1 pseudogene is annotated in these 507 nt (G+C 72.4%); it reads left to right on the top strand.

The features are described 5' to 3' along the window. Positions 1 to 507: pseudogene (locus FK268_RS24015) on the top strand (proteasome ATPase); the annotation flags it as partial.

Below are 507 nucleotides of genomic sequence, written 5' to 3' on the forward strand. Positions count from 1 at the left end.
GACGGAACCGGATCCGACCCGTCCCTCGGCCGCGTCGGCGGACTCGTCCGCCTCGCAGGCCACGTCCGCGGCCGCGCTGCGTGAGCGCGTCGACGCGCTCACCACCCGCAACGCCAAGCTGCTCGAGACGCTGCGCGATGCGCGCAACCAGCTGCTCACCCTTCGCGAGGAGGTCGAGCGCCTGGGGCAGCCCCCGTCGGGCTACGGCGTGCTGCTGGGCACCTTCGAGGACGACACCGTGGACGTGTTCACCTCCGGTCGCAAGATGCGGCTGACCTGCTCCCCGAACCTGGACGTCGCGACCTTCCGCACGGGCCAGACGGTGCGGCTCAACGAGGCCCTCACCGTGGTCGAGGCGACCGAGTACGAGACGGTCGGCGAGATCTCCACGCTCCGCGAGATCCTGGACGACGGTGCCCGCGCCCTGGTCGTCGGCCACGCCGACGAGGAGCGCGTGGTGCGTCTCGCGGCACCGCTGGCGCTGCAGGCCTCCGACGATCCCGGTGT

It is taken from the genome of Tsukamurella sputi, assembly GCF_007858445.1.
Taxonomy (GTDB): Bacteria; Actinomycetota; Actinomycetes; order Mycobacteriales; family Mycobacteriaceae; genus Tsukamurella; species Tsukamurella sputi.